Origin of the sequence: Streptomyces sp. CS113 (genome assembly GCF_002188365.1) — a bacterium.
Lineage (GTDB): Bacteria > Actinomycetota > Actinomycetes > Streptomycetales > Streptomycetaceae > Streptomyces > Streptomyces tendae.
The window spans coordinates 1,609,019-1,635,286 of sequence record NZ_KZ195574.1 but is presented as its reverse complement, the minus strand read 5'-3'; the positions used below and the strand labels follow the sequence as shown (position 1 = coordinate 1,635,286).

Genomic DNA, 26,268 nt, shown 5'->3' with positions numbered 1-26,268 from the left:
CGGCTGACGGAACGTCGGCGCCGGACCACTGCGGGCCGGAAGGCCGTCGCACGACAGCCGCCCCGGCACCGACGGCGGTGGTGCGGGTCCGCGATGTCGCCACCCGCCGGGAGAGCCACAAGGGCTCCCCTGCGGTCAGCGCTCGTGCAGCACAGAGGTCGTATCGACGTCCACGGGCCTGCCGTGCGCGTCGGTAGGACGGAGCTCGGGGAGCGGGAGACCGCTTTCGTCCACGAGAACCGAGTGGGCTTCGGATGGTGCGAAGGCGTGCCGCTCGCCCCACTGGCGTGCGGCCACGATGACGGCGAAGAGGTCTCGGCCCGCCTCCGTGAGGACGTAGTGCTGTCGCCGCCCCGTCGGGGCGGTCTGCCGCTCGAGGATTCCTCGTTCGACCAAGCGGTGCAGGCGGTCGGTGAGGATGTTCCGCGCGATACCGGTGCGGTGCTGGAAGTCGGTGAACGCTCGCGCACCGTCCATCGCGTCGCGAACGACCAGCAGGCTCCAACGGTCTCCGACCAGGTCGAGCGTGCGCGCGACGGGGCAGGAGGCGTCGGTCCAGGACATTCCCTCGGCACTGGGCGTGGTGCGAGCCATGACTCCTCCTGAAGAGTTGCGAATCGAGACCAGTCTGCCGTACCTTCATTTTGGTTGCAAAGTGCTACTCATTGGGGGTGGGTCGGTGGGTCTCACGTCTGGCCGTAGGACGCTGCTTGCCGTGATCTGCGCGGTCGCGGTCGCGACGATCTATGCGGCGCAGCCCGTACTGGCCCAGATCGGCGGTGACCTGGGCCTGCCGGAAGCCGACCTGGGCTGGATCGTCACCACGGGGCAGCTCGGCTACCTGATCGGTTTGGCCCTTCTCGTCCCTCTGGGGGACATGTGCGACCGGCGCACGCTCATCGCCGGACACCTTCTCCTCGCCGCGGTCGGCATGACTCTGGCGGCGGTCGCCGCCCAGCCGTGGCTCCTGCTTGCCGGGGTGGCCCTCGCCGGTCTGTTCGCGGTCGTCGTTCAGACCACGGTCGCCTTCGCCGCCGACCTGTCCACGGCGGCGGAACGCGGCCGCACGCTCGGCGCCGTGACCTCAGGTGTCGTCATCGGCATTCTCGGAGCGCGCCTGCTCGCCGGCGGTCTCGCCGCCCTCTGGGGCTGGCGAAGCGTCTACGTGGTACTCGCCGTGCTCCTCCTCGCGCTCTCCGGCTCCGTGCTGAGGCTCCTGCCGTCCGACCCGCGCGACGGCCAGACCACGTACGGCGCGGTGCTGATCTCGCTGGGGCGCCTGTTCCGCGAGCGCCTGTTCGTTTCGCGCGGACTGATCACGTTCTTCCTGTTCGCTTCCTTCGGCACGCTGTGGAGCGGCCTGGCCCTGCCGCTCGCAGCCGAACCATGGCAGCTGAACACGGCCCAGATCGGTCTCTTCGGGGTCGCCGGACTCGCCGGGGCGCTGGGCGCCTCCCGAGCCGGGCAGGGGGCCGACGCGGGCCGCGCCAGCGCCGTCACCGGCGGCGCGCTCGCGCTCCTGGCCGCCTCATGGCTGGCGACCGGACAAGCGTCCTGGTCGCTCTGGCCGGTCGTTGTCGGCGTGATCGTTCTCGACTTCGCGGTTCAGGCAGTACACGTCAGCAACCAACACCTGCTCACGACCGCATACTCACAGCAGACCAGCAGTGTCATCGGCGGCAACATGATCTTCTACTCCCTCGGCTCTGCCGTCGGAGCAACCAGCACCACCGCGGTGTACTCGGCCGCGGGCTGGGCTGGATCCAGCCTGCTCGGCGCCGCCTTCGCCCTCTGCGCACTCCTTGCCTGGGCCGTCGACCGGCAGGCGGCCGCCGACACGCGACGAGACGAGAGCGTCGCCAACAGCGTCTGAGTACCCAAGTCCTCGCCGTCGGTGCGCAGTCGGCGACGGTTGCGGGCCCCGCCCAGTAGACGGGGCCCGCAACCCGCCGTCCAGCGGACAGAGATCAGCCGCTGACCGTGATGTTCGAGCTGCCACTGCTCTGATAGCCCTCGGTGGCCATGATCATGTAGTACTTGAACTGACCCATGTTCATGCCCGCGCGTGCCCAGGCGTCGAAGTGGTTGCCGGTGGTGATGACGCCGGAGCCGCTGGTCACCTTCGACTGCCGGACGCTCCAGTACTGCTGGAAGGTCTTGGTGCCTTCCACGGAGGGGGCGTTGTACCGGGTCGTCTGGTAGATGTCGTAGGTGCCGCCGTCGCTGGAGACGGTGCCCTTGTACGTACCGGTGGGCCGGTAGCTGCCCCAGTTGTCGACGATGTAGTACTCCACCAGCGGGTTCGAGGTCCAGCCGTAGAGGCAGCCGTAGCCGTTGCCCGACGGGTTGAAGTAGCCGTTGTAGCGGACCGTCCTGCGTCCGCCGGTGCTCCAGCCCTTGCCGGCGACGAAGTTGCCGCAGTTGGTCCACCGGGTGCTGTAGCTGCCGCCGCCGTTGAGCGTCATGGAAACGGAGCCGCCGCCGTCGGTCCAGAACGAGTAGTACATGCCGTCGGTGCCGGTCTGGTTGGTGGTGATGGTGGTGGCGGCGCTCGCGGTGCCGGGCAGCAGCAGCCCGGACGCGGTAGCGAGCGCGAGGGTGCCGACGCCACCGAGGAAGCCTCGTCGGCCGATTCCGTTGACGGGGGCGGGATTCTGCCTGGTCCGGTCCTGCTGTGTGCCGTCCTGCTGCATGCGTGCTCCCGATGAAGGCGGGTGGGGGGCGAGCGACTTCTGCCGCCCGCTGCCTTGCACGAACCACTGCGGGGGCCTCCCGGTCGTCACGCCGTGACAACCGGTCGCCGTGCCCGGCCACATGACGCGAACGGGCCGACGGCTGCCCTGTCGTTCAGTGGCCACAGCTTTCGCAAGTCGCCATGTCACTGTCAATAGTTTCGACTGACTTTCGGAAACTTCACCATCATGGATGGAAGGCCTCGCGAACACTAACCCGCTGGTCAAGGCGCCTCTCGCCTGAAGCGTCGTGAGAGGCGAGATGAGGAGCGAGGGGCACGGCACGCAATCGCATGTACGGCCTGCGAAACTTTCGATGGCCTGAGGATGCGTGAGCCCATCAACGAGAAGGACGGCGACGGAAGGACGGCTCAGGCGGTGGACGGCTCGATGTCACCCGCGAAGACGATGACCTGGTCGATGAGGCTCCGTCGCAGATGGACGACGTCCGTTCCCGCCAGGCGGGGGCCTCCGTCAGGTGTGGTGAAGACCCACTGGTACCGAGCCCATTCGTCAGGCATGTCCACCGCCGAGCAGCGCACCATGGTGCCGGTCCCCGCCGGGTGGCGCCGGATGTCCAGCACGAACCGCTCGACCTCCGCGATTCCCTCGCTGCGGCCCAACGGTCCCCAGAAGACCACGTCTGAGGTGAGAGCCTGGGAGAGCAGGCCGGTCACATAGTTGTCGTCCGAGGCGTTGAACGCGGAGATGAACGTGTCGATCGCGGAGCGGGCAATTTCTTCATGCATGCCCCAGTAATACCAGCCGCTTCGCCTGCGCCCGCCCCGCGAGACCACTCCCCGTCACGGCCGATCCTCCCGGTCACAGCACTGAGCGTTGCCCCGTGAATGATCTACGGCATGCCGGTTGACCGGCCTTGGTTCCGGTCGGCCGGCGGGGGTGAGGTTGGGCAGGGGGGGGCGATGCCGAGCATGGCGTGGTGGACGCCGTCGCCCTTGAGGCGGCAGTCGCGGAGGACCTTTCAGGTCTCAGCCCCCGTCGGAAGGGTGGCGAAGACGTCGAAGCGGTGGACGGCCGGTCCCGAGGCGGCGGTGTGCGGGCGCGCGGTACGCGCTCGGCACGCGCGCAGCGCGCGCTCGACACGCCCCCGGTGGTCCTGACGCGGGCATGACGATCAACTAAGCTGCCCGAACGGCCTTTCCCTGGAGGTGCGGATGCGTCGCCCTGTCGCGCGGAATCTGACGGTCCTGGCGGTTTCGGCCGCCGTGGTGGTGTCGGTGGGGGCGGCCGCGCCACCCACGTCCCAGAGCAGGCCCGCGCCTCCCAAGACCCCGCTCGCCGTCGGGTACGGCGGCGCGGTCTCCAGCGTCGACCGGGACGCCTCCGCCGCCGGCATCGAGGTGCTCCGCAAGGGCGGCAACGCCGTCGACGCGGCCGTGGCCACCGCCGCCGCGCTCGGCGTCACCGAGCCCTACTCCGCCGGAGTGGGAGGCGGCGGCTACTTCGTCTACTACGACGCCAAGTCCCGCACCGTGCGCACCATCGACGGCCGCGAGACCGCCCCGCTCACCGCCGACGAGAAGCTCTTCACGGAGAACGGCAAGCCGCTCGCCTTCGCCGACGCCGTCACCAGCGGTCTGGCCGTCGGCACCCCGGGCACCCCCGCCACCTGGCAGACGGCCCTCGACCGGTGGGGCAGCCGCAGCCTCTCCTCCGTGCTGAAGCCCGCCGAGCACCTGGCCCGGCACGGTTTCACCGTCGACGAGACCTTCCGCTCCCAGACCGCCTCCAACGAGCAGCGGTTCCGCTACTTCCCGGACACCGCCGAGCTGTTCCTGCCGGGCGGCGAACTCCCCGTCGTGGGCTCCACGTTCAAGAACCCCGACCTGGCGCGCACCTACCGGGAGCTGGCCCGCGAGGGCGTCGGCGCGATCTACCACGGCGAACTCGGCGAGGACATCGTCGACACCGTCAACAAGCCGCCCGTCGACCCGGAATCCGGCTGGAACGCCCGCCCCGGCGACCTGTCCGCCAAGGACCTCGCGGCCTACGAGGCCAAGCTCCAGGCACCGACGAGGACTTCCTACCGGGGCCTGGGCGTCTACTCCATCGCGCCCTCCTCCTCCGGCGGCACCACGGTCGGCGAGGCCCTCAACATCCTGGAACGCAGCGACCTCTCCACCGCGGACAAGGCCGGCTACCTGCACCGCTACATCGAGGCCAGCCGCATCGCGTTCGCCGACCGCGGGCGCTGGGTCGGCGACCCCGCCTTCGAGGACGTACCGGCGAAGGAACTGCTCTCGCAGCGGTACGCCGACTCGCGCGCGTGCCTGATCAAGGACGACGCGGTGCTCACCAGCCCGCTCGCCCCCGGCGACCCGAGGCACCCGGCCGACTGCGCCGGCGGCGGCACGGCGGCGCCGACGACCTACGAGGGCGAGAACACCACGCACCTCACGACGGCCGACAAGTGGGGCAACGTCGTCGCCTACACGCTCACCATCGAGCAGACCGGCGGCAGCGGCATCACCGTGCCGGGGCGCGGCTTCCTGCTCAACAACGAGCTGACGGACTTCTCCTTCGCCCCCGCCAACCCGGCCGTGCACGACCCGAACCTGCCCGGCCCCGGCAAGCGCCCCCGCTCCTCGATCGCCCCGACGATCGTCCTGGACCGGCACCACAAGCCGGTGGTGGCCCTCGGCTCGCCCGGCGGCGCCACCATCATCACCACCGTGCTCCAGACCCTCACCGGCTTCCTCGACCGCGGACTCCCGCTCGTCGACGCGATCGCCGCGCCGCGCGCCAGCCAGCGCAACGCCGCCCAGACCGAGCTGGAACCCGGGCTCTACGACAGCGGCGTACGGGCGGAACTGGAGGCCCTCGGGCACTCCTTCAAGCCCAACCCCGAGATCGGCGCCGCGACCGCCGTACAGCGACTGGCGAACGGCAAGTGGCTGGCCGCCGCCGAGAAGGAACGGCGCGGCGGCGGCTCCGCGATGGTCGTCGAACCGGTACGGCAGAGGTAGTCAGAGTTCGGGGACGGGCCGCTCGGGCGTGCGGAACGCCAGCCGCCCGTCCTCGACGTCGACCGTCACCCGGCCGCCCTCGGCGACCCGGCCGTCGAGCAGCAGCCGGGACAGCTCGTTGTCCACCTCGCGCTGGATGGTGCGGCGCAGCGGGCGGGCGCCGTACTCGGGCTGGTAGCCGCGCTCGGCGAGCCAGTCCACGGCCGCGTCGGTGAAGTCGACGGTGATGCCCTGCGCGCGCACCATGCGGCGGGTCTGCTCCAGGAGCAGGCTGGTGATCTGCCGCAGCTGCTCGCCGCTGAGCTGGCGGAACACCACGATCTCGTCGACGCGGTTGAGGAACTCGGGCCGGAAGTGCTCCCGCAGCGGACGCAGCACCTGCTCGCGCCGGGCCTCCTCGTCCGCCTCCGCGCCGCCCGAGCCGAAGCCGATCCCGGCGCCGCGCCGCGTGATCACGTCGGAGCCCAGGTTGCTGGTCATCACGACGACCGTGTTGGAGAAGTCCACCGTCCGGCCCTGCGAGTCGGTCAGCCGCCCGTCGTCCAGGACCTGGAGCAGGATGTTGAAGACGTCCGGGTGCGCCTTCTCCACCTCGTCGAGCAGCAGCAGCGAGTACGGGTGCCGGCGCACCACCTCGGTGAGCTGACCGGCCTCCTCGTGCCCGACGTAGCCGGGCGGCGCGCCGACCAGCCGGCTGACCGTGTGGCGCTCCTGGTACTCGCTCATGTCGAGGCGGACCATCCGGTCCTCGCTGCCGAACAGGGCCTCGGCCAGCGCCCGGGCCAGCTCGGTCTTGCCGACGCCGGTCGGGCCGAGGAAGAGGAAGCTGCCGATGGGCCGGTCGGGGCTGGACAGCCCGGCGCGCGAGCGCAGCACGGCGTCGGAGACGACCCGTACGGCCTCTTCCTGGCCGACGACCCGCTCGTGCAGGTGGGACTCCAGGCCCAGCAGGCGGTCCTTCTCCTCCTGGGTGAGGCTGCTGACCGGGATGCCGGTCTGCCGGGACACCACCTCGGCGATGGACTCGGTGTCCACGACCAGGTCGAGGCCCTCGTCGGCCTGGCCGTCGCCGGTGGCCTCGGTGATGCGCTGTTTCAGCCCGACGATCCGGTCCCGCAGCTGGGTCGCCTGCTCGTACTGCTCGTCCGCGACCGCCTGGTCCTTGTCCCTCACCAGCTGGTCGACCTCGCGCTCCAGGGCCCGCACGTCGGTGCCCTTGGTGCGCGCCCGCAGCCGCACGCGGGCGCCCGCCTGGTCGATCAGGTCGATGGCCTTGTCGGGCAGCCGCCGGTCGGTGAGGTAGCGGTCGGACATCTCCACGGCCGCGACCAGCGCCTCGTCGGTGTAGCGGACCTGGTGGTGGGCCTCGTAGCGGTCGCGCAGTCCGCGCAGGATCTCGATCGCGTCGGCGGTGGTGGGCTCCGGCACCAGGATCGGCTGGAAGCGGCGGGCGAGGGCCGCGTCCTTCTCGATCCTGCGGTACTCCTCCAGCGTCGTGGCGCCCACGATGTGCAGCTCGCCGCGGGCCAGGGCCGGCTTGAGGATGTTCCCGGCGTCCATCGACCCGCCCTCGCCGCCCCCGCCGGCGCCGACGACGGTGTGCAGCTCGTCGATGAAGATGATCAGCTCGTCGGAGTGGGCGCGGATCTCGCCCACGATGTTGTTCATCCGCTCCTCGAAGTCACCCCGGTAGCGGGTGCCCGCGACCACGCCGGTCAGGTCCAGGGCGACCACCCGGCGCCCGATCAGCACGTCGGGCACGTCGCCGTCGGTGATGCGCTGCGCGAGTCCCTCCACGATCGCGGTCTTGCCGACGCCGGCGTCGCCGATCAGGACGGGGTTGTTCTTGCCGCGCCGGGAGAGCACCTCGACGGTCTGCTCGATCTCCTCCTCGCGCCCGATCACCGGGTCGATCCGGCCCTGCTGGGCCAGATCGGTGAGGTCGCGGCCGTACTTGTCGAGGGTCGGCGTGTTCGTGGTCCGCGCGCTCTCGGTACGGCCCTTCGCGGCCTCCGGCGTCTCCGTGGGCAGGTTCGAGGGCGCGAACCGGGCCGCGTTCAGGATGTGCCCGGCGGCCGAGTCCGGGTTGGCGGCCAGGGCGCTGAGCACGTGCTCCGGGCCGATGTACCCGGTGCCGGTGGAGCGGGCCAGTTCGTGCGCGTCCAGCAGGGCGCGTTTGACGGCCGGGGTGAGCGAGAGCGACGTGGGCGGCGGGACCTCGCCCGGCGGGTGCTGCACCGGGCCGGTCCGCTCGTCGATCTGCGAGGCCAGTGAGTCGGGGTCGGCACCGGCCCGGCTGAGCAGCCCCCGGGTCGGCTCGGTGGAGAGCGCGGCCCGCAGCAGGTGCTCGGTGTCCAGGTCCCGGCTGCCGTGCTCGGCGGCGTACTGGGCGGCGCCGCGCACCAGCTCCCGCGCGGGCTGGCTGAGCAGCCGGCCGATGTCGATCTGCCGGGGCCTGGGCCCGCCGAAGAAGCGTGCCAGGAACTCCGCGAACGGATCGCCCTCCGGGCCCATGTAGCCGCTGGTCATCGTGTACGACCTCCGCTGCATCGCTGATCGACGTGCCGGGGCCGGGTAACCCGGCAGGCATGCGGTCATGCCCAACATGACACGTTCTGTTCCGGCGGGCATGCCGGGAACCGGGGCGGGCGGAGGGCCCCCGCCCCGGTCGCGCGGTCCCTCAGAGGCCGTCCCTCGACGTCAGGACGCGCGGGCCGCTGTCCGTGATCGCCACCGTGTGCTCCACGTGGGCCGCACGGGAGCCGTCGTTGGTGCGCAGGGTCCAGCCGTCGGGGGCCGCGTGGTAGTCGTCGCGGCCGCCGGCGGTCAGCATGGGCTCGATGGCCAGGACCATGCCGTGCCGCAGCGGGAGCCCGCGTCCGGGACGGCCCTCGTTGGGCACGCCCGGGTCCTCGTGCATGTGCCGGCCGATGCCGTGGCCGCCGAAGTCCTCCATGATCCCGTAGCCGCCGGCCCGGCACACCGTGCCGATGGCGTGGGCGATGTCGCCGATGCGGTTGCCGACGACGGCCGCGCCGATGCCCGCCTCCAGTGCCCGCTCGGCGGTCTCGATCAGTGTGACGTCGGCCGGGCGCGGGGTGCCCACCACGAAGCTGAGCGCCGAGTCGCCCGCCCAGCCGTCCAGGAGGGCGCCGCAGTCGATGGAGACCAGGTCCCCGTCGCGCAGCCGGTAGCCGTCCGGGATGCCGTGCACGATCGCGTCGTTCACCGACGCGCAGATGACGCCCGGGAAGGGCGTCGGCGCGAAGGAGGGCCGGTACCCGAGGAAGGGCGAGCCCGCGCCCGCCTCCCGCAGCACCTCGTGCGCCACCGCGTCCAGCTCCAGCAGGGACACGCCCACGTCCGCGGCCCGCCGTGCGGCGGTCAGGGCGCGCGCGACGACCTGTCCGGCCGCGTGCATGGCGTCGATCGATGTGTCCGTCTTCAGTTCCACCATGCCAATTACTATACCGGTATTTGAATTGGGTTCGCACCGCGGCAGCGGGTCGGTCGCGAGGGGGACCGGTACGGGAAGCCGGTATTAGAATGACGACATGGTACGCACCCCTCTGACCCCCGAAGAGCGCGAGCGCGGCGAGCAGCTCGGGCGCCTGCTGCGCGCGGCCCGCGGTGAGCGGAGCATGACGGCGGTGGCCGCCCAGGCCGGAATCTCCGCCGAGACCCTGCGCAAGATCGAGACCGGCCGGGCGCCCACCCCGGCGTTCTTCACGGTGGCCGCGCTGGCCGCCGCGCTGGGGCTGTCCATGGACGAGCTGGTGGGCAGGTGCGCGCCCGTGCCGGCCTGAGGCGGCGGCACTCACCCACAGGAGTGCGAAACACGATCGACACCGCGCCTTGACGACGATGGTCTTGGCAAGCCCCCGCGGCCAGGCTTACGTTCGTCCCTCTACGGCCTGCTCTACGGGCGTAGAGGCTCTGACGTCGTGTCGAAGGAGCAGCTCATGGCCAACGTCGTACGTGCCGCTCTCGTCCAGGCCACCTGGACCGGCGACACCGAGTCCATGGTGGCGAAACACGAGGAGCACGCCCGCGAGGCCGCCCGGCGGGGCGCGCAGGTCATTGGGTTCCAGGAAGTCTTCAACGCGCCCTACTTCTGCCAGGTCCAGGACCCCGAGCACTACCGCTGGGCCGAGCCGGTGCCCGACGGCCCCACCCTCCGCCGCATGCAGGCGCTGGCCCGCGAGACCGGCATGGTGCTCGTCGTCCCCGTCTTCGAGGTCGAGCAGTCCGGCTTCTACTACAACACCGCGGCCGTGATCGACGCCGACGGCACCGTCCTCGGCACCTACCGCAAGCACCACATCCCGCAGGTCAAGGGCTTCTGGGAGAAGTTCTACTTCCGCCCCGGCAATCTCGGCTGGCCCGTCTTCGACACCGCCGTCGGCAAGGTCGGCGTCTACATCTGCTACGACCGGCACTTCCCCGAGGGCTGGCGCCAACTCGGCCTCGGCGGCGCCCAGCTGGTGTACAACCCGTCCGCCACCCACCGCGGCCTCTCCGCCCACCTGTGGCAGCTCGAACAGCCCGCCGCGGCCGTCGCCAACGAGTACTTCGTCGCCGCCATCAACCGCGTCGGCGTCGAGGAGTACGGCGACAACGACTTCTACGGCACGTCGTACTTCGTGGACCCGCGCGGGCAGTTCGTCGGCGAGCGGGCCAGCGACACCAAGGAGGAGCTGGTCGTCCGCGACCTGGACTTCGACCTCATCGACGAGGTCCGGCAGCAGTGGGCCTTCTACCGCGACCGCCGGCCCGACGCCTACGAGGGGCTGGTGCGCCCGTGACCCGCGACCTCTTCGCCCGCCACCGCGCCGTCCTGCCCGACTGGCTCGCCCTCTACTACGAGGACCCGCTGGAGATCACCCACGGCGAGGGCCGGCACGTCTGGGACGCCGCGGGCCGCAAGTACCTCGACTTCTTCGGCGGCATCCTCACCACGATGACCGCGCACGCCCTGCCCGAGGTCACCAAGGCCGTCGCCGAGCAGGCCGGGCGGATCATCCACTCCTCGACCCTCTACCTCAACCGCCCGATGGTCGAACTCGCCGAACGCGTCGCCCAGCTGTCCGGCATCCCCGACGCCCGCGTCTTCTTCACCACCTCCGGCACCGAGGCCAACGACACCGCCCTGCTGCTCGCCACCGCCCACCGGGGCAGCAACACGATCCTGGCCATGCGCAACAGCTACCACGGCCGCTCCTTCAGCTCCGTCGGCATCACCGGCAACCGCGGCTGGTCCCCGACCTCCCTCTCCCCGCTCCAGACCCTCTACGTCCACGGCGGCGTCCGCACCCGCGGCCCCTACGCGCACCTGGACGACCGGGAGTTCATCGACGCCTGCGTCGACGACCTGAAGGACCTCCTCGGCCACACCCGCGCCCCCGCCGCGCTGATCGCCGAACCCGTGCAGGGCGTCGGCGGCTTCACCTCCCCGCCGGACGGCCTGTACGCCGCCTTCCGCGAGGTGCTGCACGAACGCGGCATCCTGTGGATCGCCGACGAGGTGCAGACCGGCTGGGGGCGCACCGGCGAGCACTTCTGGGGCTGGCAGGCACACGGCAGGAGCGGTCCGCCGGACATCGTCACCTTCGCCAAGGGCATCGGCAACGGCACGTCGATCGGCGGTGTCATCGCCCGCGCCGAGATCATGAACTGCCTGGACGCCAACAGCATCTCCACCTTCGGCGGCACCCAACTCACCATGGCGGCCGGTCTCGCCAACCTCAACCACCTCCTGGAACACGATCTCCAGGGCAACGCGCGGCGCGTCGGCGGACTGCTCATCGAACGGCTGCGGGCCGTCGCCGCCCAGGTGCCGCACGTACGGGAGGTGCGCGGACGCGGGCTGATGATCGGCGTCGAGCTGACCCGGCCGGGCACCGACGAGGCCGCCCCCGAGGCGGCGTCCGCCGTCCTGGAGGAGGCCCGCGCCGGCGGGCTGCTCGTCGGCAAGGGCGGCGGCCACAGCACCAGCGTCCTGCGCATCGCCCCGCCGATGTCCCTCACCGTCGCGGAGGCCGAGGAGGGCGCCGCGATCCTCGAACGCGCCCTGCGGAGCCTCTGAGAACGCGCGCCGCGCCGCGCACCCGACCGCCGCGTTCCGCGTCCCGAGCCCAGGAGGCGCCGCCATGACCACCACCCCGGAGACCTCGGCCCGGCAGCCCCGGGAGCCCTGGGAACCGGCCCTGTCGGTCCGTCAGGTCCTCGGCCTCGAACGGGTGCAGGCCGGACAGCCCGAGGTGGTGGCCGGCGCCCACCGGCTCGACCGGCCGGTGCGCTGGGTGCACGTCGCCGAGGCCGCCGACGTCGGCGTGATGCTCAGCGGCGGCGAGATGGTCCTCACCACCGGCGTGCTGCTCGCCGGTGACGAGGACAAACAGGGCGAGTACGTCCGCTCCCTGGACCGTGCGGAGGCCGCGGCCGTCGTGCTCGGCCTCGGCCGTGCCTTCCCCGCCCCGCCCGAGGTGATGCGCAGGGCGGCCGAGCGCTGCGGGCTGCCCATGGTCGTGCTGCACCGGCCCTTCCCCTTCGCCGAACTCACCGAGGAGGTGCAGTCCCGGCTGCTGCGGCGCAAGTACGCCGCCGTCAGCCTCTCCGAGGCGGTCCGCACGGAGCTGACCGGCCTGATCACCGCGGGTGCCCCGGTGCAGCGCCTGCTCGACGAGGTGGCCCGGCACGCGGGCTGCCCGGTCGTCGTCACCAACCTCGCCCACCGCGTCCTCGCCACGGCGGGGGAGCGGGCGGCCGTCGACGACGTGCTGCGGGACTGGGAACGCATCGCCCGCCAGGCCGGTGCCGGGTCCGCCGACGGCTGGATCCGCGCCGAACTGGGCTGCCGCGGGGAGCGCTGGGGCCGGCTGGTGCTGTGCGGCTACGGCGGCGACCGGGCCGCCGGACGGCTGCTCGCCGACCGCGCGGCCGAGGCCCTCGTCCTGCACCGCATGCTCGCCGGCGACGGCACCCACGCAGGCGTGGGCGCGGGCACCCGGGACGCGTGGGACTCGTGGGAGGAGCAGTCCGCGCGGAGCCTGCTCACCGACCTGGTCACCGGGGCCGTACCGGCGCGGCAGCTGCTGCCCCGGGCGCGTGCCGCCGGACTGCCCGTCAACCGGCGCGTCTTCGTCCCCCTCGTCGTCCGCGAGCGGGAGCCCGACCGGCCCGCCCGGGTGCTGCGGCGCCTCGGCCTGCCCGGCATCGCCGCCCGGCTCGCCGACGACCACGTGGCCGTCCTGCTCAGCCTCGCCCCCGACCAGGACGCCCGGGCGCTCACCGCCCACTTCGCGACCCGGCTGCGCGCGGAACCGGACGCCTCCCACACCGTGGTCGCGGCGGCGGACGCCCGCGCCGACTGGAGCGACGTCCCCGCCGGACTGCGCGAGGCCCAGCACGTCGCCGACGCCGTCGCCGACTCCGCGACCGCGCTGGACCCGCCGCCCGTCGTGCGGCTGCGCGACATCCATCTGCGCGGCCTGGTGCGGCTGCTGCGCGACGACCCGCACGTGCAGTCCTTCGCCGAACGCGAGCTGGACGGACTGCTGCGCGGCCCCGACCAGGACCTGCTGCCCGTCCTGCGCACCTACCTCGCCACCGGCCGCAACAAGTCCCGCACCGCCCAGCTCCACCACGTCTCCCGGCCCGCCCTCTACCGGCGCCTGGAAGCCATACAGGGCCGCCTCGGCGTCGACCTCGACGACTTCGAGCAGGCCGCCTCCGTCCACATCGCGCTCCTCGCCCACGACGCGCAACAGGGGTGACACCGTGCAATGCCCGACCCTCGCAGACGTGACACCGTGCCACTCATTCCGGCCGGCCGCCGTCCCTAGTCTCGCCGTACACCGAGCGAGTGGAGGCCGAAGATGAGCCGAGTGATCCGTGCCGCGCTCTTCCAGACCGCCTGGACGGGCGACAAGGAATCGATGATCCAGGTCCACGAGCAGGCGGTGCGCGACGCCGCCGCCCAGGGCGCCCAGGTCATGTGCTTCCAGGAGCTGTTCTACGGACCGTACTTCTGCCAGGTCCAGGACCCCGCGTTCTACGCCTACGCCGAGAGCGTCCCCGACGGCCCGATCGTGGAGCGCTTCCAGCGGCTCGCCCGCGAGCACGGCATCGTCCTGGTGCTCCCCATGTACGAGGAGGAACAGCCCGGCGTCCTCTACAACACCGCCGCCGTCATCGACGCCGACGGCTCCTACCTCGGCAAGTACCGCAAGACGCACATCCCCCAGGTCCGCGGCTTCTGGGAGAAGTTCTACTTCCGCCCCGGCAACAGCGGCTGGCCGGTCTTCGACACCGCCGTCGGCAAGGTCGGCGTCTACATCTGCTACGACCGGCACTTCCCCGAGGGCTGGCGGGCGCTGGGCCTCGAAGGCGCCGAGATCGTCTTCAACCCGTCGGCCACCTCCCGCGGCCTGTCCGGCTACCTGTGGCAGCTGGAGCAGCCCGCGGCCGCCGTCGCCAACGAGTACTTCGTCGGCGCCATCAACCGGGTCGGCGTCGAGGAGCTGGGCGACAACGACTTCTACGGCACCTCCTACTTCGTCGACCCCGAGGCGCAGTTCGTCGGCGAGGTCGCGAGCGACAAGGAGACCGAACTCGTCGTCCGCGACCTCGACCTGGGCAAGCTGCGCGAGGTCCGCGACCGCTGGCAGTTCTACCGCGACCGCGCGCCGGGCGCGTACTCCCCGCTGACCGCGCCCTGACCTGCCCGCCGGGGCCCCTGACAGGAGGGAACAGCAGCATGAGCAGCCGTACCGTCATCCGCGGTGGCCTCGTCGTCACCGCGTCCGACGAGATCCACGCCGACGTCCTGATCCAGGACGGCCGGGTCGCCGCGCTCGCCGCGACCGGCACCCCGGCGGCCGAGGCGTTCACGGCCGAGCGAAGCGAGATGGGGGCACCCCCGCCCGAAGGGTGGGGGAGGGTGATCGACGCGAGCGGGAAGTACGTCATCCCGGGCGGTGTCGACGGGCACACCCACATGGAGATGCCCTTCGGCGGCACCTACGCCGCCGACACCTTCGAGACCGGCACCCGCGCCGCCGCCTGGGGCGGCACGACCACCATCGTCGACTTCGCCATCCAGAGCGTCGGCCGCTCGCTGCGCTCGGGCCTGGACGCCTGGCACGCCAAGGCCGAGGGCAACTGCGCGATCGACTACGCCTTCCACATGATCGTCTCCGACGTCAACGAGAAGACGCTCAAGGAGATGGACCTGCTGGTGGAGGAGGGCGTGACCTCCTTCAAGCAGTTCATGGCCTACCCCGGAGTCTTCTACTCCGACGACGGCCAGATCCTGCGCGCCATGCAGCGCGCCGCCGAGAACGGCGGCCTGATCATGATGCACGCCGAGAACGGCATCGCCATCGACGTGCTGGTCGAGCAGGCCCTCGCCCGCGGGGAGACCGACCCGCGTTTCCACGGCGAGGTCCGCAAGGCCCTCCTGGAGGCCGAGGCCACCCACCGCGCCATCAGGCTCGCGCAGGTGGCCGGGGCGCCCCTGTACGTCGTGCACGTCTCCGCGACGGAGGCGGTCGCCGAGCTGACCCGCGCCCGCGACGAAGGTCTCCCCGTCTTCGGCGAGACCTGCCCCCAGTACCTGTTCCTGTCCACCGACAACCTCGCCGAGCCCGGCTTCGAGGGCGCCAAGTACGTGTGCAGCACGCCGCTCAGGCCCCAGGAGTACCAGGCGGCGCTGTGGCGGGGCCTGCGCACCAACGACCTCCAGGTGGTCTCCACCGACCACTGCCCCTTCTGCTTCAGCGGACAGAAGGAGCTGGGCCGGGGCGACTTCTCCAAGATCCCCAACGGGATGCCGGGCGTCGAGAACCGCATGGACCTGCTCCACCAGGCCGTCGTCGACGGGCACATCAGCCGCCGCCGCTGGATCGAGATCGCCTGCGCCACCCCGGCCCGGATGTTCGGCCTGTACCCGAAGAAGGGCACCATCGCGCCCGGCGCGGACGCCGACATCGTCGTCTACGACCCGCACGCCGAGCAGGTCATCTCCGCCGAGACCCACCACATGAACGTCGACTACTCGGCGTACGAGGGGCGGCGGATCACCGGCCGGGTGGAGACCGTGCTCTCGCGCGGCGAACCGGTCGTCACCGAGCGGGAGTACACCGGGCGCAAGGGCCACGGCGTCTACACCCCGCGCGCCACCTGTCAGTACCTGAACTAGGAGTGGTGCCCATGGACTTCGGACTCGTCCTGCAGACCGACCCGCCGGCCTTCCGCGTCGTGGAGCTGATGCAGCGGGCCGAGCGCAACGGCTTCAGCCACGGCTGGACCTTCGACTCCGCCGTGCTGTGGCAGGAACCGTTCGTGATCTACAGCCAGGTCCTGTCCCGCACCAGCACGCTGAAGATCGGCCCGATGGTCACCAACCCGGGCACCCGCACCTGGGAGGTGACCGCCTCCACCTTCGCCACCCTCAACGACATGTTCGGCAACCGCACCGTCTGCGGCATCGGCCGCGGCGACTCCGCGATGCGGGTCGCGGGACGCAAGCCCAACACCCTCGCCCGCATCAGCGAAGCCATCAAGGTCATCCGCGCGCTGGGCAGGGGAGAGGAGGCCGACCTCGGCGGCGGCACCGTGGTCCGGTTCCCCTGGATCAAGCCCGGCGCCGAAGTCCCCGTGTGGATGGCCGCGTACGGCCCCAAGGCCCTGAAGATGACCGGCGAGGAGGCCGACGGCTTCATCCTCCAGCTCGCCGACCTCTACCTGACCGAGTACATGGTCAAGGCCGTCCGGGACGCCGCCGCGGCCGCCGGACGCGACCCCTCCGAGGTGACGGTCTGCGTCGCCGCCCCCGCCTACGTCACCGCCGACGACTCCGCCGAGGCACTCGCCCACGCCCGCGAGCAGTGCCGCTGGTTCGGCGGCATGGTCGGCAACCACGTCGCCGACCTGGTGGCCAAGTACGGCGCCCACACCGGGGCCGTGCCCGACGAACTCACCGACTACATCAAGGCCCGCGAGGGCTACGACTACGCCCACCACGGGCGCAGCGGCAACCCCGACACCCAGTTCGTGCCGGACGAGATCGTCGACCGGTTCTGCCTGATCGGGCCGGTCGAGAAGCACATCGAGAAGCTGACCGCCCTGCGCGCCCTCGGCGTCGACCAGTTCGCGCTGTACGACATGCACGACGCGCAGGAAGCCGTGATCGACACCTACGGCACGCGGATCATCCCGGCCGTCAACGCCTGACCTCGACCTCCCCTCTCCCCCTCGGGAGAGGGGCCCAGGGCGCACCCGCGCACCCCCCTCGGCACCGCCCGCACGGCCTCTCCCTCCCCAGCCCATGATTGGCCTGCCCATGACCGACACCGCGCCCACGGCCATACCGCCGACCACCCAAGTCACCCTCCCCGACGGCCGCGTGGAGCTCGCCCCGGGCTCCCCGCCGCCGAGCGGTCCCTACGCCAACGAGGACCTGCTGCCCGTCCCCGTCGAGGGGCGCACCTGGACCACGTACAACTTCTCCGCCCTGTGGGTCGGCATGGCCCACAACACGGCCTCCTGGACCCTCGCCTCCGGTCTCATCGCGGTCGGCATGGACTGGAAGCAGGCGGTGTTCACCATCGCCGTGGCCAACCTGATCGTCCTCGCTCCGATGCTGCTCACCGGGCACGCCGGGCCCAGGTACGGCATCCCCTTCCCGGTGTTCGCCCGCGCCTCCTTCGGCATCCGGGGCGCCAACCTGCCTGCCGTCGTACGGGCGTTGGTGGCCTGCGGCTGGTTCGGCATCCAGACCTGGATCGGCGGCGAGGCGATCTACTTCCTGGCCGGCAAGCTGATCGGCGACGGCTGGACGAACGCGGGGACCTTCGGCGGCCACGCCTGGACGATGTGGCTGTCGTTCGCGATCTTCTGGGCGCTCCAGGTCGCCATCATCTACCGCGGCATGGAGACCATCCGCCGCTTCGAGAACTGGGCGGCGCCCTTCGTCCTGGTCGGCGCCTTCGTGATGCTGTGGTGGATGGCCGACAAGGCGGGCGGCTTCGGCCCGCTCTTCGACCAGCCGTCCAAGCTGGGCTGGGGCGGCGACTTCTGGAAGCTGTTCTGGCCGTCCCTGATGGGCATGATCGGCTTCTGGTCCACGCTGTCCCTCAACATCCCGGACTTCACCCGCTACGGGAAGAGCCAGAAGGCCCAGACCCGCGGCCAGGCCCTCGGCCTTCCCACGACGATGACCCTGTTCGCCTTCCTCTCCGTGATGGTCACCTCAGGCAGCCAGGCGGTGTACGGGGAGCCGATCTGGGACCCGGTGAAGCTCGCCGCGAAGACGGACAACGTGGTGGGCCTGCTCTTCGCCCTCGTCACCGTCCTGGTGGCGACCCTGTCCGTGAACATCGCGGCCAACCTGGTCTCACCGGCCTTCGACTTCTCCAACGTCGCCCCGCGCAAGGTGAGTTTCCGGGCGGGCGCGCTCATCACGTCCGTCCTGGCGGTGCTGATCTTCCCCTGGAAGCTGTACTCCGACCCGCAGGGCTACATCTTCACCTGGCTCGGCCTGGTCGGCGGACTGCTCGGCACGGTGGCCGGCATCCTCATCGCCGACTACTGGATCCTGCGCCGCGCCCGTCTGCACCTCGTCGACCTCTACCGCCGGGGCGGACGCTACTGGTACAGCGGCGGCTGGAACTGGCGCGCGGTGCTCGCCTTCGCCGTCGGCGGCGTCCTGGCCATCGGCGGCGCCGACTTCCACCCGCTGATCGACGGCCGCCCCGTACCCTTCCTCGAACCGCTGGCCGACTACGGCTGGGCGGTGGGCCTGGGCACGTCCCTGGTCCTCTACCTGGCCCTGATGCTGCTCCCCGCGACCCGGCCGGCTGCGGGGGCGGACGGCTACCGGACCGGTCAGCCCTGACCGTCCCGCAAGGCGGCCACCGCCTCCTTGGCCGCCTTGATGGCACCCTTGTTGATCTCGGTCGTGCCGGGGGCCTTCTTCGACTCGAAGTCGCTGCCGTTGTACGTGATCATCACCAGGGCGTTGGCCGCGCGGACCAGTACGGTGCCCTCGCGGGTCTGCTGCTTGTCCTCGGTGGTGAGGTTGACGACGGAGTAGGCGCTGTCGCCGAGGCCCGGGACGGCGCCGCCGCCGCTGCGGTCGGCGACCCGTTCCTTGTACGACTTCTGCGCCGCCTCGTCCGTCTCCATCACCTCGAACGAGACGTCGAGCCAGCGGTAGTCGTAGCCCTTGAGCGCGTTCCAGGAACAGGTGCGGCGCACCGCGGTGTCCGTGGACGGGATCTCCTTGCCGGCCGCCTTGGCACCCGGCACCAGCGAGGTGACCGTCTTCCCGGCCAGGGCCCCGCACGGTGCCGGGGCGGCGGCGTAGGTCTTCGTCGCCGCCTGGGTCGCCGGTGCGGAGGCCGACCTGTTCGTGGTGTCGGGCGGCGTCCCGTCCTTCGCGGCCGGTGACGTGTCCGGCCCGGACGACATGGCCCAGCCCGCCGTGGCGAGCACGGCGACCGGCGCCAGACGGGCGGTCAGGGCGAGCGGCAGAGGAAGAGAACGCACGGCGCACTTCTCGTGGGGGACGGTGCGGAGGGTGCCCGCACTGCGGACGGGACGCCAGTGTCACACGAGTGCCCGTGGGGCGGAAGGCCGAACTCGGTCCGTGGCCGCGCGGTGACGCAGACGAACGGGCGCCGTCAGGGCCGTACGGCCGTCACCAGCCACACGCCGGCCCGCATCCGCACCCCGGTGTCCGTGGCGTGGGGGAGCAGCGCCGCCTCCAGCTCGGCGAGCCGGCCGGCGGGCAGCGGGCGGCCCGGGTAGCGGGACAGCAGGAAGTCCACGGCGTCCCCCACGTCACGGCCCCACACCGCCTCCACGGTGACCGGGGCCACCGCCACCTCCCGGTACCCGGCCCCGGCGAGGATCGCGCGGACGCGTTCGGGGGCGGAGAGCGAGGCCATCGCGGACTGCGCGGCGAGCGCCTCGGGACCGGGCTCCTCGTCGACGAGGCGGGCGAACAGGCCCAGCGCGCGGGCCTCTTCCGAGTGCTCGCCGGGCGGCTGCGGGCAGACGAAGGCGAGCCGGCCGCCCGGCCGCAGGGCCCGCGCCAGATTGCGGAAGGCGGCGGTGTGGTCCGCGAAGAACATCACGCCGCCCCGGCTGACGACCACGTCGTAGCCCTCCGCCGGGAACGGGTGCACCTGCGCGTCGGCGCACTCGTAGGCCGCGTTCGCGACACCCTCGGCGGCGGTGCTCGCGCGGGCCCGCTCCAGCAGCGGCGCGGAGATGTCGACGCCGACCGCGTGCCCGGGGGCGGCGAGCCCGGCCGCGATGCGGGTCGTCGCGCCGGCGCCGCAGCCGACGTCGAGAACGCGGTCGCCGGGAGCGACGGCCGCCGCGTCGAACAGGGCGTCGTTCACCCCGGCCAGCATCGCGTCGTAGCGGGCCTGGTGGGTGGCCCAGTGGGTGCCGACGGGGCCGTTCCAGACCTCGGCCTGGCGGGGGTTGACGACGAGGGTCATGAGGTCTCCCGAGGGGTGGGGCGAGCGGCCGGTGCGGTCAGGGCGGTCTCGATGCGGTCCACCGCGGCGAACGCGCCGTGCGCGACGAGGTGGACCAGGCAGTGGTCGGTGTGCTCGGGGCGGCGCCACGCCGCGACGTCCGCGTCCGTGATCCGGTACGGCGCGAGCGCGGCCAGCAGCGCCAGTCGTGCGCCGGGCCGCTCCCGCCGGTCGGGGAACGGGTCGGGAGTGAGCGGCGGGTGCGCGCCGTCCCAGTCGCGCAACGTGGTCCGCACCAGGTCCTGGTCGTCGGCGTCGAGCAGGCCGGCGCCCATCGGGGCGGTGGCGCCCAGTGCCGCGTAGGCCGGGCCGACCGGAGTCCCCGCCGCCCACGCCGGCCCCCGGCCGGGGTCGTCCAGCAGGGGCAGGGAAGCGCCGGGCACGGGGGTGCGGCGCACGGTGCGCGACAGCGAACGGCCCGCCAGGCTCCGCACCGGGCGCAGGCGCTGCGCGTCGGCCGGGAGCAGGTTCTCGGTCACCAGGGACGACACGACGCGGTTGATGAAGTGGAAGGCCAGCACGGTGCCGAGATAGCCGGGAGCCTCCTCGGGCGGGAAGGGGAACGGCTCCCGCGCGGCGCCCGGGATCCGGGTGCGCCGCGCCCAGTCGAGCACGCGCGCGTGCCGCTCGTCCGCCGGCTCCCGCCCCCGGGCCAGCCGCTCGGCCAGGGCGTGGTCGCCGGTGGCGTGCAGCAGCATGGTGTGCGCGTCCACGCAGAACCGGCACTTGTTGGCCTGCGACACCCCGAAGGCGGCGACCTCCTTGCCGGTGCGGTCGCCCGGCCCGGCGAGCAGGGACTCGCGCATCAGCGCCCAGGCCGGGGCGACGAGCGCGGGGGCCGAGGACAGGACCACGAACGGGGCGGGTTCGGGGATGCCGAAGTCCCGCGCGGCCTGTGCGTAGACCTCGGCGACGTGTCCGGTGGCCGCCTTCGGCGGCAGCGGTTCGGTGTGACGGAAGGGTGTGGGCATGGGCAGCAGCCTGCGCCGTGGGGGCGTGCGGCGTCGTCGTACGGCCGGATGCGTTCGGCGCTGCGCCACCGGTGCCGGGCCGGGCGGCCGACTACTTCGCCGGGAGTAGTCCGAACGTTGTCCACAGGGCCGACGCGGCGGTCCGCCAGGACGCATAGGGTGCCGCCATGAGTGGGCGTCGGATCGATCGCGGACGGCTCGCCGACCTGGTCCTCGCGACCGTGGTCGGCGCCCTCGGCACGGCGGTCGCCGCGTTCGACGACGGCACCACGGCACTCGACCACGTGCTCGTCGTCCTCGCCTCGGCGGCGCTCGCCCTCCACCGCTCCGCCCCGCGCGCCGTGCTGGCCGTCGCCACCGTCCTCGGCACGGCGTACGTCGTGCACGCACACCCCGGTCCGCTGTCCGCGCTGCCCGTCCTGGGCGCCGTGCACACCGCGGCCCGGGTCGGCCACCGGGCGGTCGCGGCGGCGGGCAGCGCCGTGTTCCTGGCCGGATACGTGGCCACCGGCCCCGGCACGCAGAACGTCGCCGAGCGGGCCGGGCTGCTCGCCGGCTGGTTCCTGTGCGCCGTCGTGACCGGGCTCGCCGACCGGAACTGGCAGGCGTACCTGCGCCAGACCGAACAGCGTGCCCTGGAGGCGGAGCGCACCAGGGAGGAGGCGGCCCTGCGCCGCGCCGGGGAGGAACGGCTGCGGATCGCCCGCGAGTTGCACGACTCGCTGACGCACAGCATCTCCATCGTCAAACTCCAGGCCGGTGTCGCCGTCCACCTGGCCCGCAAACGCGGCGACGAGGTGCCGCCCGCGCTGCTCGCCATCCAGGAGGCCAGCGGCGAGGCGATGCGCGAACTGCGCTCCGCGCTCCAGGTGTTGCGGGCCGACGAACCCACCGGCACCCCGGCCCTGCTCGTCGAGCGGGCCCGCGCGGCCGGACTCGCCGTCGACCTGACCGTCACCGGGGACGAGCGTCCGCTGCCCCGGCCACTCGACCGCGCCGCCTACCGCATCGTGCAGGAGGCCCTCACCAACGCGGCCCGGCACGCCGGACCGGCGAAGGTGCGGGTCCGCATCGACTACGGCACGCCGCACACCCGGGAATCCACGGGGGAGTTGACCATAGAGGTGGACGACGACGGAGCCGCCGACCCGGCCCGCCCGCCGACTCCGGGCACCGGCCTGACCGGCATGCACGAACGGGTGAGCGCCCTCGGCGGCACCCTGCGCGCCGCCCCGCGCGCGGAGGGCGGCTTCTCGGTGCGCGCACGGCTCCCGCTGGGGGAGACGGCATGAGCGGCGTCGTCCGGGTCGTGCTCGTCGACGACCAGGCGCTGATGCGGGCCGGATTCCGGGCGCTGCTCGACGCCGAGGACGGCATCGAGGTGGTCGGCGAGGCCGCCGACGGGGAGCAGGGCGTGGCGCTGGTGCGGGCCCAGGTGCCCGACGTGGCGCTGGTCGACGTGCAGATGCCGGTGATGTCGGGCATCGAGGCGACCCGCCGCATCGCCGCCGACCCGGCCCTCGCCGCCGTACGCGTCGTCATCCTCACCAACTACGGACTGGACGAGTACGTCTTCGAGGCGCTGCGGGCCGGAGCCAGCGGCTTCCTCCTCAAGGACACCGAGCCCGCCGACCTGCTCCAGGCCATCGACGTGGTGGCGCACGGCGAGGCGCTGCTCTCCCCGTCGGTCACCCGCACCCTGATCGGCGAGTTCGTCGCCCGGCCCCCGGACCGGACCACCGCGCCCGGCCTGGACTCCCTCACCCGCCGGGAACGCGAGGTCACCGCGCTTGCCGCGCGCGGCCTGAGCAACGAGGAGATCGCCGCCCACATGGTGATCAGCCCGCTGACCGCCAAGACGCACATCAGCCGCGCGATGACCAAGCTGGGCGCCCGCGACCGCGCCCAACTCGTCGTCTTCGCCTACGAGTCGGGCCTGGTCGCGGTGCGCCGCACCGGCTAGGGGAGGAGGTACGGGTGCCGGGGAGGCGTCACGGCACCCGGGCGGTCCACTCGGCGGAGGAGAACTTCTCGCGCGCCAGCTCGGTGGCCCGGGCCGCCTCCTCGTCCGTCACCTTGCCCTGGGTCAGCCCGTACCGCCCGGCGAAGGAGGAGATCATCCGCTCGATCACGGCCTCGCGCGCCAGCCCGGTCTGCCGGCGCAGCGGGTCCACCCGCTTCTTCGCGGACCGCGTGCCCTTGTCGGACATCTTCTCCCGCCCGATCCGCAGCACCTCGAGCATCTTGTCCGCGTCGATGTCGTACGACATGGTCACGTGGTGCAGTACGGCGCCGGGACCGCCCCCGGGGCCCACGACGCGCTTCTGCGCGGCGCCCGCGATCTTTCCCTGGTCGGTGGCGATGTCGTTCAGCGGCTGGTACCAGGCGCGGATGCCCATCTCGCCGAGCGCGCCGAGCACCCAGTCGTCGAGGTAGGCGTAGCTGTCCTGGAAGGAGAGGCCCTGCACCAGCGCCTCCGGCACGGACAGGGAGTAGGTGATCGTGTTGCCGGGCTCCACGAACATCGCGCCGCCGCCGGAGATCCGGCGCACCACCTCGATGCCGTGCCGGGCGGCGCCCTCGGGGTCCACCTCGTTGCGCAGCGACTGGAAACTGCCGATGATCACCGCCGGGGCGCCCCACTCCCACACCCTGAGCGTCGGCGGACGCCGGCCCGCCGCGACCTCGGCGGTCAGCACCTCGTCGAGGGCCATGTGCAGCGCGGGGGCCTGGGGGCTCTCGTGGATGAGCTGCCAGTCGTAGTCCGTCCAGTCCGTGGCGTGCGCCAGCGCGCGGCGCACGGCGATGCCGACGCCCTCCGAGGTCAGCCCGTACATGACGGTGCCCTCGGGCAGGGCCGCGTCGATCCGCGCGGCGAGTCCCGCCGCGTCGGTGTCCGCCGGGGCACCCTCCAGGGCGCCGTTCACGGCGTCCAGCGCCTCGTCCGGTTCCAGGAAGAAGTCGCCCGCCACGCGCACGTGCCGCAGCACGCCCTGCTCCGCCTCCACGTCCACGACGACCAGCTTGCCGCCGGGGATCTTGTACTCACCGTGCACTGTTCCGCCTCCGTTCCGCATCCGGCGACAACAGCGGACCCCGCCGGTGTGTTCCCGCGCAGCCCCGCACCGGTGCGGTCGGTCACCCGGTCCGGGCGGCCACCCGGTCGGCGACGGGCACGGTCAGCCGCACCTCGGTGCCGCCCCCGCGCGCCGGGCCGACGACGAGGTCGGCCCCGATCAGCAGCGCCCGCTCCCGCATGCCGCGGATCCCGGCACCCTCGGCGCCCTCGCCCGAGCCGTCGAAGCCCCGGCCGTCGTCCCGCACCCGGAGCTGCACGGCGTCGCCCGCCCGCTCGAGGGTGAGCCGCACCAGGCGGCCGCCGGAGTGCCGGGCCGCGTTGGTCAGGCCCTCCTGGGCCACCCGGTAGAGCACCAGGTCCGCGTTGTCGCCGAGGGCGGGCAGGCCGACGGCGATGTCGTGGCGCACGGTCAGCGAGGGCCCGGTGAACTCGTCCGACAGCGACCTCAGGGCGCTGGTCAGGCCCAGCTCCTCCAGGACCCCGGGAAGCAGGCGGCGGGCGATGCGGCGGATCTCGTCCAGGCTGGCCCGGGTCGTCTCCTGCACCTGCGCGAGCTGCTCGCGCACCTCGTCGGGCGCCTGGTCCGCGACCCGCTTGAGGTCCAGCAGCACGGCGGCGAGGGTCTGCCCCACCTCGTCGTACAGCTCCTGGGCGACCCGGTGCCGTTCCGACTCCTGCGCGCTCAGCGTGCGGGCGGCGCTCTGGGCGCGCTCGGCCTCCAGCCGGTCGAGCATGGTGTTGAACGTGGTGATCAGCGCGGCGATCTCGCCGTCGCCGTCGGCCTTCGGACGGACCCGGGGCCGCAGCAGGTCGGTCGTGGTCATGGCGTGCGCGAGCCGGCGCAGCGGCCCGAGGCCGATCCGCAGCAGCAGGACGTTGGCGACCAGGATCACCACCAGGCCCGCCGTGAGGATCGCGGCTTCGGTGAGCAGGACGGGCGTCGACACGGTGACCGGTCCCAGCAGCAACGCGGTCGCGGCGATCAGCACGACCGAGTTGAACAGCGAGATTCTCCAGAACAAGGGCACCGCAGCAGCGTCGGCGACGCACGGCGCGGGCGTCCATCGGTTCGCACACCCATTTCCGGCCCGCACGGGCACGCAGCCACCGCAGGCAGGACGGGACCGGTGGCCCCCGCCGGTTAGCCTGGGCCGCATGCGTGTCACCAGGGAACTTCCGGCGCTCGCCGCCGGCGCGGTGGACGTCTCCTTCGTGATCAAGGCGTACGAGGAGGTCGTCGCCGCCGACACGGCCTGGAACGAGCACTCCCACCCGTGGCACGAACTGCTCTGGAACGCGCAGGGCGCGTCGACCGCCGTGGTCGGGTCCCAGGTCTGGTGCATCACACCGACGCTCGGTCTGTGGATGCCCGCCGGGCAACTGCACTCGGCCTCCGCCGTCGCCGGCACCTCCTACCGCGCCCACTTCTTCCGGCACGGCACGGTCTCGGCACTGCCCGACGAGCCGGTGGCCGTGGACATCACCCCGCTGCTCAGGCTGCTCCTCGACCGGCTGGGGGAGCCGGACCTGCCGCCGCGCTCCCGGGACGTCACCGAGGCCATGGTGCTCGACGTCCTGCGGCCCTCGCCCAGGGCGCTGCTGGTGCAGCTGCCCACGTCCGCGCTGCTGCGGCCGATCGTGGACGCGGTCCGCTCCGACCCCTCCGACCAGCGCACCCTGACCGGCTGGGCCACCGCCCTCGGTTGCAGCGCGCGCACCCTGACCCGCGCCTTCCGGACCGAGACGGGCACCAGCTTCGCCCGCTGGGTCGCCTCGGTACGCGCCCAGCACGCCGTGCACCTGCTGGCGCGCGGGTTCGAGGTCGACGTGGTGGCCGACGCGGTGGGCTACCGCTCGGCGAGCGCCTTCGGAGCGGCCTTCCGGCGGACGACGGGGACCACTCCGGGCCGGTTCCGGGCGCGCTGAGGGCGGTCGGACGCGGGGGTC

Annotated in this window: 23 protein-coding genes; 13 read left to right on the top strand and 10 right to left on the bottom strand. The window is 72.5% G+C overall.

Annotated elements, in window-relative coordinates:
- Positions 1 to 135: 135 nt before the first annotated feature.
- Positions 136 to 594, bottom strand: coding sequence for a winged helix-turn-helix transcriptional regulator (locus B9W62_RS06985; RefSeq protein ID WP_087806222.1), 459 nt, complete (start codon positions 592 to 594; stop codon positions 136 to 138).
- Between the two features lie 121 nt (positions 595 to 715).
- Here B9W62_RS06985 and B9W62_RS06980 point away from each other — a divergent pair, with 121 nt between their 5' ends.
- Positions 716 to 1,873, top strand: a complete 1,158-nt coding sequence (locus B9W62_RS06980; protein WP_256976212.1) for an MFS transporter — start codon at positions 716 to 718, stop codon at positions 1,871 to 1,873.
- A 94-nt stretch (positions 1,874 to 1,967) separates the two neighbouring features.
- On the opposite strand, the gene B9W62_RS06975 is transcribed toward B9W62_RS06980, so the two are convergent.
- Both B9W62_RS06975 and B9W62_RS06970 read right to left on the bottom strand, forming a co-directional pair.
- Positions 1,968 to 2,693 (bottom strand): glycoside hydrolase family 11 protein, encoded by a 726-nt coding sequence (locus tag B9W62_RS06975; RefSeq protein WP_087806218.1) that lies wholly within the window; start codon positions 2,691 to 2,693, stop codon positions 1,968 to 1,970.
- 410 nt (positions 2,694 to 3,103) lie between these two features.
- A complete protein-coding gene (locus B9W62_RS06970; RefSeq protein WP_087806217.1) occupies positions 3,104 to 3,481 on the bottom strand; it encodes a hypothetical protein in 378 nt (125 codons plus the stop codon).
- A gap of 426 nt (positions 3,482 to 3,907) precedes the next feature.
- Between B9W62_RS06970 and ggt the strand changes: the two genes are divergently transcribed.
- Entirely contained in the window at positions 3,908 to 5,719 is a 1,812-nt protein-coding gene (ggt, locus tag B9W62_RS06960; protein WP_087806215.1) for a gamma-glutamyltransferase, read from the top strand.
- Here ggt and B9W62_RS06955 read toward each other — a convergent pair whose 3' ends face one another.
- Together B9W62_RS06955 and map are read right to left on the bottom strand one after the other, a co-directional pair.
- Positions 5,720 to 8,248: an ATP-dependent Clp protease ATP-binding subunit gene (locus B9W62_RS06955; protein ID WP_087806213.1), complete on the bottom strand. Its 2,529-nt coding sequence runs from the start codon at positions 8,246 to 8,248 to the stop codon at positions 5,720 to 5,722. It lies immediately after the preceding gene.
- Positions 8,249 to 8,399: 151 nt separating this feature from the next.
- A complete protein-coding gene (map, locus tag B9W62_RS06950) occupies positions 8,400 to 9,176 on the bottom strand; it encodes a type I methionyl aminopeptidase (RefSeq protein ID WP_087806211.1) in 777 nt (258 codons plus the stop codon).
- 97 nt (positions 9,177 to 9,273) lie between these two features.
- Here map and B9W62_RS06945 point away from each other — a divergent pair, with 97 nt between their 5' ends.
- The 8 genes from B9W62_RS06945 (at position 9,274) to B9W62_RS06910 (ending at position 18,617) form a co-directional block, all read left to right on the top strand.
- The gene (locus tag B9W62_RS06945; protein ID WP_087806210.1) at positions 9,274 to 9,525 is read left to right on the top strand and encodes a helix-turn-helix domain-containing protein; all 252 of its coding nucleotides are present in this window, start codon (positions 9,274 to 9,276) and stop codon (positions 9,523 to 9,525) included.
- A 156-nt stretch (positions 9,526 to 9,681) separates the two neighbouring features.
- On the top strand, positions 9,682 to 10,524 hold the full coding sequence (locus B9W62_RS06940; protein WP_087806208.1) for a nitrilase-related carbon-nitrogen hydrolase: 843 nt from the start codon (positions 9,682 to 9,684) through the stop codon (positions 10,522 to 10,524).
- Entirely contained in the window at positions 10,521 to 11,804 is a 1,284-nt protein-coding gene (locus tag B9W62_RS06935) for an aspartate aminotransferase family protein (RefSeq protein WP_087806206.1), read from the top strand. Before B9W62_RS06940 ends, B9W62_RS06935 begins: the two co-directional genes overlap by 4 nt.
- Positions 11,805 to 11,868: 64 nt before the next feature.
- Positions 11,869 to 13,494, top strand: coding sequence for a PucR family transcriptional regulator (locus tag B9W62_RS06930; RefSeq protein ID WP_087806204.1), 1,626 nt, complete (start codon positions 11,869 to 11,871; stop codon positions 13,492 to 13,494).
- Positions 13,495 to 13,596: 102 nt separating this feature from the next.
- Positions 13,597 to 14,439: a nitrilase-related carbon-nitrogen hydrolase gene (locus B9W62_RS06925; RefSeq protein ID WP_087806202.1), complete on the top strand. Its 843-nt coding sequence runs from the start codon at positions 13,597 to 13,599 to the stop codon at positions 14,437 to 14,439.
- A gap of 38 nt (positions 14,440 to 14,477) precedes the next feature.
- Complete coding sequence (gene hydA, locus B9W62_RS06920) at positions 14,478 to 15,920, top strand: dihydropyrimidinase (protein ID WP_087806200.1); 1,443 nt, start codon at positions 14,478 to 14,480, stop codon at positions 15,918 to 15,920.
- 11 nt (positions 15,921 to 15,931) lie between these two features.
- Positions 15,932 to 16,954: a TIGR03842 family LLM class F420-dependent oxidoreductase gene (locus tag B9W62_RS06915; protein WP_087806198.1), complete on the top strand. Its 1,023-nt coding sequence runs from the start codon at positions 15,932 to 15,934 to the stop codon at positions 16,952 to 16,954.
- Positions 16,955 to 17,063: 109 nt separating this feature from the next.
- Positions 17,064 to 18,617 (top strand): NCS1 family nucleobase:cation symporter-1, encoded by a 1,554-nt coding sequence (locus tag B9W62_RS06910; RefSeq protein ID WP_179235378.1) that lies wholly within the window; start codon positions 17,064 to 17,066, stop codon positions 18,615 to 18,617.
- Here B9W62_RS06910 and B9W62_RS06905 read toward each other — a convergent pair.
- From B9W62_RS06905 to B9W62_RS06895, 3 genes are all read right to left on the bottom strand, one after another.
- Positions 18,608 to 19,270, bottom strand: coding sequence for a hypothetical protein (locus tag B9W62_RS06905; protein WP_087806194.1), 663 nt, complete (start codon positions 19,268 to 19,270; stop codon positions 18,608 to 18,610). The two genes, B9W62_RS06910 and B9W62_RS06905, sit on opposite strands and share 10 nt — an antisense overlap.
- Before the next feature lie 134 nt (positions 19,271 to 19,404).
- A complete protein-coding gene (locus B9W62_RS06900; protein WP_087806192.1) occupies positions 19,405 to 20,232 on the bottom strand; it encodes a class I SAM-dependent methyltransferase in 828 nt (275 codons plus the stop codon).
- Positions 20,229 to 21,242, bottom strand: a complete 1,014-nt coding sequence (locus tag B9W62_RS06895) for a carboxymuconolactone decarboxylase family protein (protein ID WP_087806190.1) — start codon at positions 21,240 to 21,242, stop codon at positions 20,229 to 20,231. The genes B9W62_RS06900 and B9W62_RS06895 overlap by 4 nt, the downstream gene beginning before the upstream one ends.
- Before the next feature lie 167 nt (positions 21,243 to 21,409).
- Between B9W62_RS06895 and B9W62_RS06890 the strand changes: the two genes are divergently transcribed.
- The gene (locus B9W62_RS06890; RefSeq protein WP_087806188.1) at positions 21,410 to 22,534 is read left to right on the top strand and encodes a sensor histidine kinase; all 1,125 of its coding nucleotides are present in this window, start codon (positions 21,410 to 21,412) and stop codon (positions 22,532 to 22,534) included.
- Positions 22,531 to 23,205 carry a response regulator gene (locus tag B9W62_RS06885; RefSeq protein WP_087806186.1) on the top strand — a complete coding sequence of 225 codons (675 nt, stop codon included), beginning with the start codon at positions 22,531 to 22,533 and terminating at the stop codon, positions 23,203 to 23,205. Before B9W62_RS06890 ends, B9W62_RS06885 begins: the two co-directional genes overlap by 4 nt.
- Positions 23,206 to 23,233: 28 nt before the next feature.
- Here the strand turns inward: B9W62_RS06885 and B9W62_RS06880 are convergent, their stop codons facing one another.
- Together B9W62_RS06880 and B9W62_RS06875 are read right to left on the bottom strand one after the other, a co-directional pair.
- Positions 23,234 to 24,298: a lipoate-protein ligase LplAB gene (locus tag B9W62_RS06880; RefSeq protein ID WP_087806184.1), complete on the bottom strand. Its 1,065-nt coding sequence runs from the start codon at positions 24,296 to 24,298 to the stop codon at positions 23,234 to 23,236.
- A gap of 82 nt (positions 24,299 to 24,380) precedes the next feature.
- On the bottom strand, positions 24,381 to 25,349 hold the full coding sequence (locus B9W62_RS06875; protein WP_179235377.1) for a HAMP domain-containing sensor histidine kinase: 969 nt from the start codon (positions 25,347 to 25,349) through the stop codon (positions 24,381 to 24,383).
- A 127-nt stretch (positions 25,350 to 25,476) separates the two neighbouring features.
- On the opposite strand from B9W62_RS06875, the gene B9W62_RS06870 reads away from it, so the two are divergent.
- A complete protein-coding gene (locus B9W62_RS06870; RefSeq protein ID WP_087806180.1) occupies positions 25,477 to 26,247 on the top strand; it encodes an AraC family transcriptional regulator in 771 nt (256 codons plus the stop codon).
- The last annotated feature ends 21 nt before the right edge of the window (positions 26,248 to 26,268 follow it).